This is a genomic window from Halobacillus massiliensis (assembly GCF_900166625.1).
GTDB classification, from domain to species: Bacteria; Bacillota; Bacilli; order Bacillales; family Halobacillaceae; genus Halobacillus_A; species Halobacillus_A massiliensis.
The window spans coordinates 3,545,213-3,560,528 of record NZ_LT800499.1; the positions used below are offsets into that span (position 1 = coordinate 3,545,213).

At 41.5% G+C, this 15,316-nt stretch carries 11 protein-coding genes; 1 reads left to right on the forward strand and 10 read right to left on the reverse strand.

The genetic code is table 11. From position 1 onward, the window contains the following. On the forward strand, positions 1-734 hold a 734-nt coding region (locus tag B7E06_RS17600), incomplete at its 5' end, for an SGNH/GDSL hydrolase family protein (RefSeq protein WP_143414583.1). Between the two features lie 894 nt (positions 735-1,628). Here B7E06_RS17600 and hutH read toward each other — a convergent pair. From hutH to B7E06_RS17655, 10 genes are all read right to left on the reverse strand, one after another. Beyond that, positions 1,629-3,149, reverse strand: a complete 1,521-nt coding sequence (hutH, locus tag B7E06_RS17610) for a histidine ammonia-lyase (RefSeq protein ID WP_082235242.1) — start codon at positions 3,147-3,149, stop codon at positions 1,629-1,631. Between the two features lie 94 nt (positions 3,150-3,243). Then, positions 3,244-3,684 carry a histidine utilization transcription antiterminator HutP gene (hutP, locus tag B7E06_RS17615; RefSeq protein WP_082235243.1) on the reverse strand — a complete coding sequence of 147 codons (441 nt, stop codon included), beginning with the start codon at positions 3,682-3,684 and terminating at the stop codon, positions 3,244-3,246. Between the two features lie 111 nt (positions 3,685-3,795). Then, a complete protein-coding gene (locus B7E06_RS17620; RefSeq protein ID WP_082235244.1) occupies positions 3,796-5,124 on the reverse strand; it encodes a YjiH family protein in 1,329 nt (442 codons plus the stop codon). A 55-nt stretch (positions 5,125-5,179) separates the two neighbouring features. Continuing rightward, a complete protein-coding gene (locus B7E06_RS17625; protein WP_082235245.1) occupies positions 5,180-6,175 on the reverse strand; it encodes an agmatinase family protein in 996 nt (331 codons plus the stop codon). Next, a complete protein-coding gene (gene hutI, locus B7E06_RS17630) occupies positions 6,172-7,434 on the reverse strand; it encodes an imidazolonepropionase (protein ID WP_082235246.1) in 1,263 nt (420 codons plus the stop codon). Before hutI ends, B7E06_RS17625 begins: the two co-directional genes overlap by 4 nt. Before the next feature lie 14 nt (positions 7,435-7,448). Then, positions 7,449-9,119 carry a urocanate hydratase gene (gene hutU, locus B7E06_RS17635; RefSeq protein ID WP_082235247.1) on the reverse strand — a complete coding sequence of 557 codons (1,671 nt, stop codon included), beginning with the start codon at positions 9,117-9,119 and terminating at the stop codon, positions 7,449-7,451. A 261-nt stretch (positions 9,120-9,380) separates the two neighbouring features. Then, entirely contained in the window at positions 9,381-10,835 is a 1,455-nt protein-coding gene (locus B7E06_RS17640; RefSeq protein WP_082235248.1) for a helix-turn-helix domain-containing protein, read from the reverse strand. 262 nt (positions 10,836-11,097) lie between these two features. Next, positions 11,098-12,024 (reverse strand): nuclease-related domain-containing protein, encoded by a 927-nt coding sequence (locus B7E06_RS17645; protein WP_082235249.1) that lies wholly within the window; start codon positions 12,022-12,024, stop codon positions 11,098-11,100. Positions 12,025-12,186: 162 nt separating this feature from the next. Then, complete coding sequence (locus tag B7E06_RS17650) at positions 12,187-13,782, reverse strand: DUF1510 family protein (RefSeq protein ID WP_082235250.1); 1,596 nt, start codon at positions 13,780-13,782, stop codon at positions 12,187-12,189. 59 nt (positions 13,783-13,841) lie between these two features. After that, complete coding sequence (locus tag B7E06_RS17655) at positions 13,842-15,074, reverse strand: glycosyltransferase family 2 protein (RefSeq protein ID WP_179134084.1); 1,233 nt, start codon at positions 15,072-15,074, stop codon at positions 13,842-13,844. Positions 15,075-15,316 lie beyond the last annotated feature (242 nt).

Below are 15,316 nucleotides of genomic sequence, written 5' to 3' on the forward strand. Positions count from 1 at the left end.
CCAATTACATTAGTTCCGGGGATCAGGTATCTGAAGCGGAAGGATTCACATTTGAAACTGAGGAAGAATCATGGTTTTGGCTTGAGTCCGTAGATGTCATAGCTGATTCATCTGTAAAAGGAGCTCTCGTTGTAGTCGGAAGTTCCATTGCAAACGGAAACTATTCAGAAGTAAATGCCAACCACCGCTGGCCTGATTACTTGGCAGACCGTATGAATTCTGAAGACCCAGCAGTAAAACTGTCAGTATTAAATGCCGGTCTCTCTGCAAATCAGCTGATCGACAGTCCGCCGGAAAAAGGGGAAAATGCGCTCGACAGACTCGAAAGAGATGTATTTGACCAAACCGGAGTAAAAGGAATTCTCCTGCACATGGGAGAGAACGATATTAGGCATAACCCCGATTACAGCTCTGAAAAAATAATTGATCGGATGAAAGAAATTATTAAGGCAGCACATGAGAAAGATCTTAAAATATACGGTGGCACTCTTATGCCTTTTAAAGGTTCCAGTATGTTTACAGAAACAGGCGAGAAAACCCGTCAGGAAGTGAATGAGTGGATTCGAACAAGCGGAGAATTTGATGGAGTGGTCGATTTTGATAAAGCAGTAAGAGATCCAGAAGAACCAGAACGTTTCCTTGCTGAATACGATTCTGGTGACCAGCTGCATCCGAATGACAAAGGGTACAAAAAAATGGCCGAGTCCGTCGACCTTTCTATTTTTGAAAAATAGTCGACTCGCTTTCTATGGGCGAACAGGTAGCTTCCAAGAGGCTTCTTTGGTTCTCACTAAAACGGGAAGAGAGTTCCGTTTGCCTGAATATTGAGGATCCGGCCTTGGGAAAGACTCGTTCCAAGGGCGAACGGTGAGCTTCCTCGGGCTTTTAGCTTTCCGGGATCTCACCCTTGTCCTTTACTCCCCTAAAGGCTTCTTAGATTAAAGAGAATTCTGTTCCGTTTACCTGAATATGGAGAACCGGGCCTGGGGAAAGACTCGCTTTCCATGGGCGAACGGTGAGCTTCCTCGGGCTTTTAGCCCTCCGGGATCTCACCCTGTTCTATCCTCCCATAGGAGTCTCGCCGTTTCCCCAGGCCCTTTATGTTTTGTAGAGTAACGGAACATTGGATTAGAGAAGACTAATTCCTTTAAAGCGGTTTCTGAAACTACAGCGTTCCGTTTATATAACTAATGATAAAGAGGCTGGGAAATGGCGAGACTCCTGCAGGGAGATAGAGCCAAGGTGAGATCCGCGAGTGCAACGAGCTAGCTCACCGGCTCCCCGCGGAAAGCGAGTTATTTCCCAGCCGCTTTTCTCTTACTACAGATAACGGAACAGCCTTTTCCTTCCTCAATAATTTAGAACAAAGGAATGGCGAGACTCCTGCAGGGAGAAGAGCCAGGGGGGATCCGCGAGTGCAGCGATCTAGCTCATCGGCTCCCCGCGGAAAGCGAGTTATTTCCCAGCCGCTTTTCTCCAAACGAAATAAACGGAACAGCTCTTTCTCTATTTATCATTAAGAAGAGCAACGAAAAAGGTGAGATGGGCAAGTTCTTCACAAGTAAACAGAACATGTCAAAAGAAATTATTCCACACCAAGAGAGCCCGAAAGAATTCCGGACTCTCTTTTAAGTTCTATTCACCATCTCATCCTGCACCGACCAGTTGAACCGGCCGCTGATCAGCCAATCGTCCAACGCCTCTATATCCTTCGAGAAGATACGATCTTCCTGGATTGAAGAGACAACTGTTCTTGCTTTAGAATAAAGCTCTCTAGCGCAGGAAGAAGCCAATGTGATGCCTCGATATTCAAGCGCCTGCATGGCACAGATTAGTTCAATCGCCGCTACTTTCTGCGCATTCCTAATAATTTGATAGCAATGCCGGGCGGCGGTTGTTCCCATACTGACATGGTCCTCCTGGTTAGCCGAAGAAGGTATCGAGTCTACACTTGCCGGATGGGCAAGTGTTTTATTTTCTGAAACGATTGATGCTGCCGCGTATTGCATAATCATGGCTCCAGACTGCAGCCCAGGATCAGGGCTTAAGAAACCAGGCAGGTCATTAAGCTGAGGATTAACCAACCGTTCTATCCTTCGTTCGGAAATGCTGGCCATCTCGGCAGCAGCAATTTTCAAAAAGTCCATCGCCAGGGCGATTGGCTGACCGTGAAAGTTGCCTCCTGACACAATGGTCTGACCGTCTTCAAGAATAAGCGGGTTATCTGTGGCTGCATTCATTTCGATTTCCAGTTTTTCTTTTACATACCCCAGACTCTGACGGGAAGCCCCATGCACTTGAGGAATACAGCGGATCGAGTAGGCATCCTGGACACGTTTTTCTCCCTGGCGCGTAATCAGTCTGCTCCCTTTAGTAAGAAAACGTATTCGTTCTGCTACCTTCATTTGTTCTGGATAACCGCGTGCTTCATGGATGGCCGGATGAAAGGCATCAATAATCCCTTCCAATGCTTCCATTGTCATCGCAGCAATCCAGTCACACTGATCAACCAGCCGCTCTGCTTCGATATAATTAACGGCTCCCATTGCCGTCATTGCCTGGGTCCCGTTAATAAGCGCAAGTCCTTCTTTCGCTTTCAGCTCAAGAGGGAGAAATCCCTGTTCCTGATAAACCTCTTGTGTCGGTCTTACCCTTCCTTTCTCATGAACTTCCCCTTCCCCAATAAGTACAAGAGCAAGATGTGAAAGCGGCGCAAGATCTCCTGAAGCTCCCAGCGATCCCTGACATGGTATAACTGGAATGATATTGTGGTTGACTAGATCGCACAGCCTGTTTACAATGCAAGGTCTTACCCCGGAGAAGCCTTTTAACAGAGCATTCAGCCTGAGGACGACCATTGCTTTACTCACTCTCTCAGGAAAAGGATCTCCAAGCGCACATGCATGCGAACGAATTAAATGCAGCTGAAGTTTATCGACATCATCTTCTCTAATTCGCACATCACTGAATTTCCCAAACCCTGTATTTATGCCATATACGGTCTTCTGATCCATTACAATCCTTTCGACAGCTTCCCGGCTTTGCTTTACCTTTTCCATACTGTCAGGATCAATCGAAATGGGTTCATCTTTATATAAGATTTTTTTCATTTGCTTTAGATTTAAGCTCGAACCGTTTAAAACAATCATCTGTATTCCCCCTTTTATACATAAAAAGGAGGCGACAATGGCATACCAAATACCATTGCCGCCTCCTCATAACTTTTGACTATAGGCAGCTATTCTATCCTATATGATTTATTCCAAGACCGAACGTTTCATGTTCCAGTCCTTTAACCGGTGCCCCTATCGTTCCATAAAACGCGACAGCAAGCCATTCTCCTTCATCCAGCTTCTCATATGGAGATCCGCGCACCACAGCAAATCGAAGTCCTACGGTCCTCATCATGTCTCCGGCTGCCATCTGCCCGCGCATAACCCCTTCTAATGCTTCCAGAATCGCATGATAGAGGGCATGTGTCTCCCGGTAAAGCTCATCAGAAATAATTTCATTTCTTTTGGCAGAAGTCTCTACAGCTGAAATTACTTTCTGCATGTTCATCGATCCTGATTTACCCTGACAGTAATCTACATCATTTAATTGATCAGCAAAGGGCTCTAATTCTTCCGGCGTCAGGGAAGCTACAAGCATTGCCAGCTTTCCAATTGGAATCTTTTGTGTCATTCTACTCACCCAGCCTGGTAACTACTTACTAAGTAAATTGTAAACGCTTTCTAAACATAATGTCAAACCTGCTTATTTTATATTATGTCCACCGGTCTGCCGGCGTTTCCCTTAGAGTAAAAGATAGGCAATCGGTGTCACAATAATAATAGTAAGTATCGTCCGTTCTATCCAAATTACGATTAATTTTGGAAGGCTGACTGGAATCTCTGTTGAAAGGATACAAGGAATCAGGGCAGAGAAGAATAAGACAGCCGAAATGGAGACCGTCCCGATCACAAATTTAGTAATTAACGGAGCATCAGCTGCGAGCAGTGCCGGCAGAAACATTTCCGCTATTTCAATCGCAGACGCTTTAGCAGCTAGGAGCGGCTCAGGAACCTGCATCAGAAGTGTAAATGGATAAAAGATATAGCCAAGGATATCAAATAGCGGAGTAAATTCTGCAAGAACTAACCCGAGCAGACCGACAGATAAAATGGATGGCAATATAGCCATTGTCATAATGAATCCATCTTTTAAATTCAACCAAACATTCCGGACTAAAGAAGGAGAGTTCTCTGCTGCTTTCATAGCTTGATGCCAGGCTGCCTTGATACGTTGTTCTTTAATTACTTCCTCAGGATGGGCCTTGCCTTCGTAATAATCTTCACTTATTTTATTAAGAGGCCATATCCGCACAGTTATAGCTGTAACAGTAAATGTAACAAAAAGTGTGACCCAGAAATAGATGTTCCAAATTTCCATTAAGCCTAGCGTTTTAGCTACAACGATCATAAATGTCGCAGAAACGGTTGAAAAGCCTGTTGCAATAATCGTTGCTTCTTTAATATTGTACTTTCCTTCTTTAAATACACGGTTTGTAATTAACAAACCTATAGAGTAGCTTCCGACAAATGAGGCGACGGCATCAATAGCCGAGCGTCCCGGTGTTTTCCAAATTGGTCGCATGACCGGCTGCAAAAGGACCCCAATGAATTCAAGAAGCCCGTAGCCGACAAGCAATGCGAGAAAGACCGCCCCTATCGGAACAAGAAGGCCGACTGGAATGACGAGTTTTTCATATAGAAATGGTCCCATATCGGGAATGAATAACCAGGCAGGTCCAAACTCAAATATAAGCATGACAGCAACAGCTGCTCCAAGGATTTTGAAAAAAGACAATACCGTCTGCACAGTGTTCTTATTCCAGCTCCCGGCGGCAAACGGATAAACAGCCCCAAATATAATTACAGTGAGAGCATAATAGGAAACACCAGTGGAAAAAGTATTTTGCAGAAAGGTCACCATGTGATCGAGCAGGATTGAGGATGAACCATTAATCGTAACAGGGATGAAAAATGTCAGAATGCCGATAAAGCTGAAAATAAAGAATTTCCAGACGTTCGAGCGAGAGTTCACAGGCGTTTGAATCGGTGCTTCTGTTTTAACAGATTCCAAGTTTCCTTCCCCCTTAATATTAAAAAAATTATAAAAGAAAAAGACGAAGTATTCCCTATCGCCCTTTCCTTTTACAAACACCAGTCAAAAATGACAGCATGACGTGCACGGCACTTTTCACTCCGATACTCTGAATATCCTTCCTCGGATCGAGGCAGACAATATCCATCGCTTTCACTTTTGGATGTTCTCCTGCCTGCTGCACCATTTCAAACAGTTCATGTGTATACATCCCCCCTGGTGTTGCAGCAGGAGCGGCCGGATTATGTGTGATATCGAGTACATCCATATCAACCGTTAAATAAATGGTATCGACACTCCTGCTTAATTGATTCAGCGCCTCTTCCACCACCTGTGTCATTCCTTTTTTTCTTGCCTGTTTCATTGTTGTATAGTGAACGCCCTGCTCATCTGCATAATCCTTCAGTTCTCTGGCATTAAAAAATCCATGGAGCCCAATGTTGTGGACATTCTTTCCTTGAATTGTTCCGCTTTCAAGTAAATTGCGAATCGGCGTCCCGTTTGCCGGACCAAATTCGTTAGTATCACGCAAATCAAAATGAGTATCCAGCTGAAGGATGCCGATTGATTCGTCTGGATGACTTTGTTTCAAGCCTTTAACCAGCATCGCTGTAATCGAATGGTCACCGCCTAAAACGACAGGCAGAGTGTGAGGATGATGAATTCTCATCGCTTCCATAGCTTCCTTCGTTTTTTGATGGGTGAGCGAAATATCGGTCGCATGCTGCCTTACGTTTCCAAGGTCCATCACTTTCAGCTGGGCGAGATCGATGTCTTCCTCAAGGTTGTAAGTGCTAAATGACTTCCAAACCTGTCTCATCGCTTCAGGGTTATCGCTTGCGGCGGAAGTGCTGATCGAGGATTTGGAAAGCGGCACACCCAGAATCGTTACATCATATTTCTCCCAATCCAGCGATGAGCTGCCTGCATTTTCGATCCATTCGTGGACTTTTAAGTCCGCCGATTTATCCGTTGTTTTCGGATAAATCATTACAGGAGGCTCAAGCATGGGATATGGATATTCATTCATAGCAGGCGGCCCCCTGCCACTAGCGTCCTTCCCTCTTTAATTACCGTATCTACATGGTTCATTCCATATTGATAAGACAGTGTTAAATAATTAGGGACATCAAAAATGGTGACATCGCCTTTTTTACCTTTCTCCAGGCTTCCAGCTTCTTTTTCAGCACCGATAGCATGGGCTGCATTAATTGTGACTGCTGTTAACACTTCTTCAGGTGTCATCCCCATTTTTAAACAGCCTAAATTCATAATAAAAGGCAGTGAGATGGTCGGAGATGATCCAGGATTGGCGTCAGTAGAAAGGGCAACTGCCACTCCGGCATCAATCATTTTTCTTGCCTGGGCGAATTCAGCCATGAGAAAGAATGCGGTCCCAGGAAGCAAGACCCCAATCACTCCAGCTTCGGCCATATCCTTGATCCCCTGCTCTGACGCTCTTAAAAGGTGATCGGCAGAGATGGCTCCGACAGCAGCAGCTAATTCCGCTCCCGCATACGGTTCAATTTCATCTGCATGAATTTTTGGTACAAGGCCATATTCCCTGCCCGCTTCTAAAATTCGTTTTGATTGTTCAGGAGTGAACACCCCACGCTCACAAAAAACATCATTAAAAACAGCCAGCTTTCTTTTAGCGACCTCTGGAATCATTTCATTAATAACACGGCTGACGAAAGGCTCCGGGTTTTCTTTTTCTTCCATCGGTATCGCATGGGCCCCCATAAAGGTAGATACGATATCTACTGGATGATTATCATTGAGCTGCTTTGCGACTTCCAACTGCTTGAGTTCATGTTCAAGAGTTAAACCATAACCGCTTTTAGCTTCAATCGTCGTAACCCCGTGCAATAAAAATTGATTAAGACGCTTTCTTGACTGTTCATACAGCTCTTCATGACTTGCTTCCTGAGTAGCTCGGGTTGTGGAATGAATTCCGCCGCCGGCTTCCATTATTTCCATGTACGATTTTCCTTTAAGCCTCATCGCATATTCATTTTCCCGGGTTCCCGCATGCACGAGATGTGTATGAGGATCAATTAAACCAGGCGTTACTACTTTGCCTGTCGCATCGATTTCTTCTGCAGCTGTATATTTCCCTTCCAATTGCTCATGAGGACCAGCTTCGACAACTTTACCGTCTTCTATATAAACAGATCCATTTTCAATAATATTGAAGCTGGACATTTCTTCCCGAACGGCCGGTTTATCACAATGTCCTTCCATTGTAATTAACTGGGCAGCGTTTTTGATGAATAATGAATTTCCCATAGATGGTCAACCTCCTACTGTTTATTTTTTAACATTGGCATCTGAATTCCTTTTTCGGCTGCCGTCTTTTCAGCCAATTCATATCCAGCGTCTGCATGCCGAACGACACCCATACCAGGATCTGTTGTAAGCACTCGCTCCAGCCGCTGCTCCGCTTCTTTCGTCCCGTCCGCCACGATAACCATCCCTGCATGGAGGGAATATCCCATTCCAACACCGCCTCCGTGATGGACACTGACCCAGCTTGCCCCTCCAACACTGTTGATCATAGCGTTTAAGATCGGCCAGTCAGCTACTGCATCACTGCCGTCCTTCATTGCTTCTGTTTCTCTGTTCGGTGAGGCTACCGAGCCCGAATCCAAATGATCACGGCCAATAACAATCGGTGCGCTTAATTCGCCATTTGCCACCATATCGTTAATAATCTTTCCAAATCGGGCACGTTCCCCGTAGCCAAGCCAGCAGATTCTTGCCGGCAGCCCCTGGAAGCTGATTTTCTCCCGCGCCATTTTAATCCAGTTACAAAGGTGCTTATTGTAGCTGAATTCTTTTAAAATTACTTCATCCGTTTTATAAATATCTTCCGGATCTCCTGATAAGGCGACCCAGCGAAAAGGACCTTTTCCTTCACAGAACTGAGGACGAATGTATGCGGGAACAAAACCAGGGAAGTTAAAGGCATCCTCTACTCCTTCATCTTTAGCTACCTGGCGAATATTATTGCCATAATCAAAAGTCACGGCCCCCTTGTTCTGCATTTCAAGCATCGCTTTCACATGTTCAGCAATGCTTTGCTTAGAAAGACGGGTATATTCCTGCGCATTCTCTTTTCTAAGCTGGGCTGCAGACTCCAGACTCATCGTCATAGGCACATATCCGTTAAGTGGGTCATGTGCTGATGTTTGATCTGTCAATATATCAGGAATAAACCCTTTTTCAATCATTTCAGGCAGCACTTCCGCTGCATTTCCCAGCAGTCCTATCGATAATGCTTTTCCTTGAGTTTTGGCATCTTGTGCCAGCTTGATCGCTTCTTCTAAGCTTTCAGTGGAAGTGTCTAAGTACTTTGTTTCGAGGCGGCGCTGGATTCGATGCGGGTCTATTTCAATTGCGATACAGACTCCCTCGTTTAACGTTACGGCTAACGGCTGTGCTCCCCCCATGCCTCCTAAACCGGCCGTTAAGGTGATCTTTCCTTTTAAACTTCCATTAAAATGCTGCTTTGCACATTCCGCAAACGTTTCATAAGTACCTTGAACAATTCCCTGACTTCCAATATAGATCCAGCTTCCAGCTGTCATCTGCCCGTACATCATTAAACCTTTTCGATCAAGTTCATGAAAATGCTCCCAATTTGCCCACGCGGGCACAATGTTTGAATTAGCGATTAATACTTTCGGTGCGTCTGTGTGGGAACGAAAAACAGCTACAGGTTTACCCGACTGAATTAAAAGGGTTTCATCATTTTCCAGTGTCTTAAGGGAGGCTGTAATTGCTTCATAGCACTCCCAATTACGTGCCGCTTTGCCAATACCTCCGTAGACAACGAGATCTTCAGGGCTTTCAGCTACATCAGGGTGAAGATTGTTACTGAGCATCCGTAATGCCGCTTCCTGGATCCATCCTTTGGTATGAAGTTCTGTCCCGCTATATTGGATTACTTTGTCGGACTGTGTTTTTGACATCTCATCCGTCCTCTCTAACTGTTTATAATGTAAGGTTAGCATTAGGAATTTTCTGAAAATAGATCACTTACTTTTGAATAAGTGGATTTATTTTATGGCAACAATAAAGTTATGATGCCAAAATGGGGATTATGATAGCATTTACTTTAGAAAGTGGACTTTCTTTGGTTTTTTATATTTTTCCAGTAAAAAAAAGCCGCTTCATTAAGCCGCTTTTTGTTTATTTTTTATAATTTTATGCTCCATCAGCCATTTCTTAAGCTAATACCGATTGCGATACTGATTAGGTGTCTCGCCGGTAATTTTTTTAAATACTCTGCTGAAATAGTTCGGTTTTGAATAACCCACTTGTTCAGCGATTATCTGGATAGAGTCATGTGAAGAAATAAGCATCTCTTTTGCCTGCTGAATACGAATGGCACTCAAAACCTCTCGGAAGGATTTTCCATACTTGTTCATAAAAAGATAGCTTAGATAAGAAGCATTGCGCTCTACATGATCGGCTACCTTATTCAAGGTGATGTTGTTATCGCCATAATGCTTTTCCATATAATCAATCGCTTCTTCAATCGTATCTTTTACGAGGGGCCTTGGCTTTTCGAAAATATCCTCGAGCAGCCGATTGATGAACAAGACAAACTCCTGAACGATCCGATAAAGGACGGGACTATATAGAATGCTGTCAAAGACGCGTTTGTACATCCTTTCATTATCTTCATCTGTCAGCCCTTTTTTAATCATAAAACGGCGGATCTGCGCCAGAATGCTCGTCAACCTCGTTCTAAGCAGACCGGGATCTGGATAAGGAGGACTTATATTAAAAAACTCTTCATAAAGCCAGCTTTTAATTTTATCTTTCTGCCCCTCATCCAGCATATAAACCCACGTCCTCTGTTCGGTCATTGTTAAAAAAGGGTCCATATCCTGCCATTTGTAAACCTTTGTCAGTACCTGCTGGTAACCAGTAAAGAAGGTCGTCTCCATTACCTGGCGCAGCTTCATATAAATCTGACTGAGGGATTCTCCCTTTGCTTCTGAGTGCACCGCAATTACGAGCGGCTTGCCAGCTGCCCTGTCCCACTCCTGCATAAAGTTCTGGGCTTGCTTAAGCGATTTAGAGAAATCTTCTTGAAAGACAAGAGCAATTCGATCACTTGTTGAAAAAACGAGCGGCGGATAATAAAAATCAAATTGGTCAATAAACGAACGCAAGCCGGGAAGGTCATCCATCGATTCTGTTTTCATAAGATACACGGGATATGGAAAGGGAAGATGGTCTTCCAAAAAAAGCGATTCGTAGCGAATAAGCGTCTTCGACTTTCTATTTTCTAAAGTCTGTACATTGGCAGACAGCTTGCGGAAAGCCTGCTGAAGGGACCGTTTAACGGTGTTGGGTGATAAAGGCTTTACCCACAAATCTAAAGCCTTTAAGTTCATTGCCTGCATCGCCCTCTCAAACGTAGGTTCAGCCGTTACCGCTATTACCTCATGGACAGTTCGATCAACAAACGATTTCACCATTTCCCACTTTTCATCAGGTATCATATCAAGCTCCAGACAGAGGATATCAGGACGTTCATTTTCAAGTTCATCCAGAAACTTTGCCAGAGTGGAAATCTGTAAAACTTTTGAAATTGGAAATGTATATTTATCAACCAGCCAGTTGAGTCCTGCGGCTTCCTGCTGGTCTCTATCAGTAATCATCAATTTATACATAAATATTCCGCCTCTCCACTAATCCAGGTTCTTTAAATTCATAGTAGCACAGTCAGGAGATTTTTCAGGAAAAAAGCCCTCTAAACAGAAGCTTAAAAGTCTGGGATTAATAGAGGTTGTAAGACACCTAATAATCAGCAAATCAGATTTCTAATTACTTTCTCTGACGTTTAGATAAAGAAAATCAAGCAGAAAGAACATACAAAAAAACCGCACTCCAAAATTATGAAGTGCGGTGTGATTTTGATTAAATTCATGACAGTTAATGAATACTTCCATTAGTAATTAGATATTTAATATTTTCTAAGTCCTCGTCTGAGTATATTTTGTTTTCTTCCTTTGCTTCCCTTACAAAGTAATCTTTAAGCTTTTGTTTATCAGCAAAAACATAAGGAGTTTTCAGCTCGGAAAAGTTAATGAGACGATTTCCATGTAGATCAAAATAAAGAAGTGGGGTAACAGTTTTATAGTCTTCATGCTCAGCTAGTAATTGGCTGAGAGCTTCGACTCCATTGGCCAATTGTTTTGCTGGACTCTCCGCGGTATTTAGATTCACCCCTAATTGATCAACATGTTTATTTGAAACAACTATTGTTTTTTCTGTATCTTTTTCCTGTAAAGGAAAAAGATCATCTAGTATAAAGGAAAATTCTTTTGCTCTGTCATTTGTAATTCCATAAAATACATTACCGTGGTACTCACTTGTATCAATTATATAAATACCTGTTCTCATCAACAGTATATGATCGATCTTTACTGGCTGTATTTCCCCATTATTTTTCTTGAAAGGGATAAATATATTTGACAAGACATACATTTGCAAAGGTCTTATCATACCTTCTGTAATCAGGTTCTTCTTCAAATTAGTTAACAACATATCCGTTTTAACTTCGCTCGTTGTTCTTGATATTTTTTCTACCTTTTCAACATGTGTTTTAAAGTTTTCTAATTTTGCTTTATAATCATTTTCAATTTTTAATGCTAATTTTTCTTTTTCATTCTCAAAATCTTTTTCTACTTTAGTAAGACTTACCACTGCTTCTGATTCAAACTCAGACATCATTTGATCATAATGTTTAAGTTTATTTTTTATAGACACGATTAATCCAATAATGATAAACACTAATACAACAATTACAAGCATTAATAAAATATTATCCATAAAATAATTAATCATTTGGTTGCTCATTGTTAACCTTCCCTCACTAACTTCTTAATTTCTCTATTTGCATAAATTTACATCCAATGCTTAAATTGGTAAAAATATCGAACAAACTAAGAAAAAGAGGGATTTATATTATCCCTCTTTAACATTTAATATGGCAAATTTCTAAAGTGAAACTATTTCTGGTCATTTTTTATCATTTTCATGGAGTATTTCCACTTTGGCAGGTTTATAACCTGTCCCTTCCACCCATGAGACATAGACACGGAAATTCTCAGTCTGTGCTTTATTAGTCACAGTCGCTTCAACACTGTTTACTCCATTACCACTTACCCACCAAAGAATCATGTCACTCTCTGCCAATCCCGCTCCTTTAGAAATCGCTTCAGTCATCTCTTTCCAATCCTGTGTGCCTTTTTCAAAAGTTACTCCTGAATATTTCTCCTGTTTAGTAGGTACTGGCTCCCAATCTTTAGTTATTACTTTAGCAACGTTTGGACCGCCGTCACTCTCATTGTTCTCTCCCGATTCATTTGATTCTTGAGCTTCTTTATGATTTTCCGTGGAATCATCAGCTGCATTTCCTTCTGATTCATGAGAAGCATCTTCATTAATGTCTTCATCCTGTGTTTTCTTTTCAATCGGCTCTTCCGGCTCCTCAGCTGTATTCTCCCTGCTGTTTTCATCAGGGTTCACGGAGTCTTTATCCTCTTTATCGGCTTTCTCGGTTTCTTTCTGTGGCTTAGATTTTTCTTTGGGCGAATCATTATTCTGTTCTTCTTCCATCGATTTAGAACTATCTTCTTCTGAATGAGCTCCTTTACTTTGATCAGGTTCCGCTACATCAGCATATTGATTCTCATCTATTATCTCGAGGTGTTTTTTCAAATGAATAGACAGCTTATGAAGATTCTCTTTATCAGGCATATAATAGTAAGTGCCATCAATCTTATTATCTTCACCTGAAATTTCATATTGTTTTATATTTTGTGAAGCATTCAGATAGTTTGATTGAAGGTGCCAAAAATTGAAAATTCCCAGGTTGGTGTTAATATTTTTCCCAACCACTTTAGCAAGTTCTTCCACTTTTGTAATTGTAGATACCTCAGACGTTTGTTTCAGGATAGACTCAATCACCTGACGCTGACGCTCCTGACGTCCTAAATCTCCACGCGGATCTGCTTTTCTCATGCGAGCATACAATAAGGCATCATTTCCATCTAACGTAAGTTTTCCTTCAGGGAAGTGTACTTTTTGATTGGTGAATTTTTCTTTATTGGTATTCCACTCAAATTTATTGTTTACTTTTACTCCCCCTAGAGTATCAATAATACCCGTAAAGCTTTTCATATCGACTTCTACGTAATAATCTACCGGAACATCCAGGAGAGTCTCTACCGTATCCATGGTCATACCTACATTTCCGATTCCATAAGCACTGTTAATCTTATTAAGGCCGCCTTCAATATTCACGTACGTATCTCGTGGAATACTTACCATCTTGATGGACTCTGATTCAGGATTAACCGTCAGCAGGACTAATGTATCTGTCTGTCCGCCTTGCTCACCTACGCGTGTGTCCACTCCCATGACTAATACTGATATAGGCTCTCCCTCTTTAAGACTGATTTCTTTCAAACGCCCTTCAAAATGTGCGTTTCTGTCAACCTCTTTAAAAATATTCGCTGAAGTTGTTGTTGTAAATTGAAACACATAACTAATTATCCCTAATGTTAATACGGTACCAGCGGTTAAAATAAAAAGTACAACTTTCTTACCCATTGACCCGTCCTCCACTATAAAGCCTACTCCCAGAAAATGTTAGAGGTTTTAACCTGTGATTATGCCACATTTTCAGAATCCTTTTTATGATAATTTCTCCCTGTACGTTCAACTTTGTTCCATTTCTTATTAAAGAAGTAAGAAATACTTCCGTACATAACAAAATACATCGTCACAAATCGATAAATTAAAATATCAAAGAGAATGGCAGACAGAAGACGGAAACTTTCTTTCCAGTGAAAAGTAAATCCATAGTACTTTCCAAGTCTTAACGCTGCCAAATCATATACTACTCCAAATATAAAGATCCAAAACATATAGAAAAGCACATAATTCAAATATGAATTTTGAGGATCGTGCACCATGTTGACGATAACAATAATTGTCATTATATAAGAAGCAAGCGTCCCAATTAGAAAAGCCTCAAATACATAAAAGAAGGAAACGGCTTTTGATAATAAGGTTTTCCCAAAAAAAGACCGAAAATGAATAATACAGTCTATATACGCTTTCTGCCATCGTAGGCGCTGCTTCGTTAAGTCCTTCCATGTTTCAGGCAGTTCGGTAAAACCAACAGCTTCTGATATAAAATTGATTCTCATATTTTTATGGTTCGCTATTAACTTATGAATACGCAAGGTAATATCAATATCTTCACCTATGGTTTTTCGATAACCTCCCACGTCTTGAAGTACTTGTTTTCGAAAGATACCGAAGGCTCCGGATATAACAGCCAAACCTTTAAAACGCACAAGTGACAACTTAGAAATATAGAAAGCTTTTAAGAAATCTAAAACTTGTACTCTTAAAAGCATGTTAGCATTTCGTAAAGACAGACGGTGCCTAGAATGATTGGATTTAGTTTGTAAGACATGTACCATTCCTCCGGCAGCCACAACATTTTCATCCTCTAAAGTCTCATTGACAGCATGTAATGCCTTATCTTCAAGTATGGTGTCCGCATCTAACGTAACGATGATCTCTTGATCGGAATATTCTATTCCTGCATTTAACGCATCGGCTTTTCCGCCATTTTCTTTATCAACTACATAAATATTAGGATACAATTCGGAATGATAGGTTCCTACAACCTTTTCATAAGATAACTTGCCATCTGGATGTAGAGTACACTTTTTAAGGCTCAACATTTCACGTAAATAATCCATTGTCTCATCAGTAGATCCGTCATTAATGTAAAGAATCTGTACTTTTGAATAAGGTAAAGATCTCATATTCTTAATGGATGTTTCTAGAATACCGGTTTCATTAAAACAGGGGATTAAAATACTCATCCCCTTTTCCTCTTCATGCCCATGGACCCTCATCCAATCTTTCAACCTAGTATTTCGTTTTTTGGGTAATTCACCAGATTCGCGGAACCATGGTATAGAATGATATAGATGTAGAACTGGAAACGTGACACTCAACAAGAAAAAAATTGTAATTAATATATCCAACTTAACACTCCTTTTTATACCAAAACTCCTTTTATACAGCTTCATAATGCTAAAAGATAATGGACAATTAAAAAAAG

Excerpts from the sequence above, each read along its gene's own strand:
- hutP (WP_082235243.1), bottom strand. The coding sequence starts at position 3,684 with ATGACACAAAAGATTCCAATTGGAAAGCTGGCAATGCTTGTAGCTTCC.
- hutI (WP_082235246.1), bottom strand. The coding sequence starts at position 7,434 with ATGGGAAATTCATTATTCATCAAAAACGCTGCCCAGTTAATTACAATG.
- B7E06_RS17640 (WP_082235248.1), bottom strand. The coding sequence starts at position 10,835 with ATGTATAAATTGATGATTACTGATAGAGACCAGCAGGAAGCCGCAGGA.
- hutU (WP_082235247.1), bottom strand. The coding sequence starts at position 9,119 with ATGTCAAAAACACAGTCCGACAAAGTAATCCAATATAGCGGGACAGAA.
- B7E06_RS17645 (WP_082235249.1), bottom strand. The coding sequence starts at position 12,024 with ATGAGCAACCAAATGATTAATTATTTTATGGATAATATTTTATTAATG.
- B7E06_RS17625 (WP_082235245.1), bottom strand. The coding sequence starts at position 6,175 with ATGAATGAATATCCATATCCCATGCTTGAGCCTCCTGTAATGATTTAT.
- B7E06_RS17650 (WP_082235250.1), bottom strand. The coding sequence starts at position 13,782 with ATGGGTAAGAAAGTTGTACTTTTTATTTTAACCGCTGGTACCGTATTA.
- B7E06_RS17655 (WP_179134084.1), bottom strand. The coding sequence starts at position 15,074 with ATGAGTATTTTAATCCCCTGTTTTAATGAAACCGGTATTCTAGAAACA.
- hutH (WP_082235242.1), bottom strand. The coding sequence starts at position 3,149 with ATGATTGTTTTAAACGGTTCGAGCTTAAATCTAAAGCAAATGAAAAAA.